The organism is Francisella sp. SYW-9 (assembly GCF_008711465.1).
In the GTDB taxonomy this organism is placed as follows: Bacteria; Pseudomonadota; Gammaproteobacteria; order Francisellales; family Francisellaceae; genus Francisella.
Genome location: NZ_VXKQ01000063.1, coordinates 1 through 1242, shown reverse-complemented (window position 1 = coordinate 1242; position 1242 = coordinate 1). Strand labels below are relative to the sequence as shown.

The window sequence follows — 1242 nt, the reverse complement described above, 5'->3', positions numbered from 1 at the left end:
TTACATAATTTTTCTTCAAGTTCCGTAGTTGGGGCTACATAACGATCTTCATTAATAAACTCAGGATCAGGTAATGTCTTACGATCTAATTTACCATTAATAGTCAATGGCATTGCGTCAATCTCAACTAATGCACTCGGTATCATATATTCTGGCAACACCTTAGATAACTGATTAAGTATTTCTTCTTGAGTTAATAACTTTTTATCAGATACATAGTAACCAATTAAGTACTTATTATTATTTCTCTCCTTAGCTAATACACAGGATTGCTTAACTCCTTCTATAGCAGATAATTGATTCTCAATCTCTCCTAACTCAATACGATAACCTCTGATCTTAACCTGATCATCATTGCGACCTATATATTCAATATTACCATCTGCTAACCATCTAACTAAATCTCCCGTCTTATACAGCCTAGTATAACCTTTAGATATATCACTCTCTGTTGCAAATGGATTAGATATAAATCTCTCTGCTGTTAATTCAGATCGATTTAAATAGCCCCTAGCTAATCCTGCTCCTCCTATATATAGCTCTCCAACTACTCCAATCGGTACTGGCTGGTTGTAGTTATCTAGGATGTATACTTTCTCATTATCTAAAGGCATCCCTATAGGTACTACTTCTCTTTCACTACTTAATCTATCTATAAAAAATTTCGTACTACAAGTAGTTGTTTCAGAAGGACCGTAGCCATTTATTATTTTAATTCCTCTATTTAAAATATTTGTAGTATCTCTAGAGTATATTTTATCTACCCCAGTAAGAATTACGCTAAGCTTACCAATACTAGTATCTTTTAAATAATAAGATAGCTCTTTGATATAAAATGGCGGAATATAAGCAAACTCTATTTTATTAAATTCTAAATACTCGAAATAGGGTAAAGGATTTAATTTAGTATTACTATCTACAATATATAACTGCTTATTAAAACATAGGCTACTAAACATCTCATATATAGAAACGTCAAATACATATGAAGTCCATAAAACAGACTTTTGCGTGTTATTATTAAAATGTTTATCAAATAATACTTGTACAATTGAATGATATTCAACCATTACCCCTTTAGGTAACCCAGTAGTCCCTGACGTATAAATTACATAACCCAAATCTTTTGCTTTACTATATTGTAGTAAATTGTTTGATTCTTCACTTTGATATATTGTTTGACTATTTTGCTCATCTATAGCTATTGTTTTTATATCAGACGTATCATTAAGTCTATTTTCC

Annotated in this window: 1 protein-coding gene; it reads right to left on the bottom strand. The window is 30.8% G+C overall.

Annotated features, from left to right (window positions below; genetic code table 11):
• Positions 1 to 1242, bottom strand: a 1242-nt coding sequence (locus F3D62_RS12520; RefSeq protein WP_150468577.1) for an amino acid adenylation domain-containing protein, incomplete at both ends; no start/stop codon positions are given.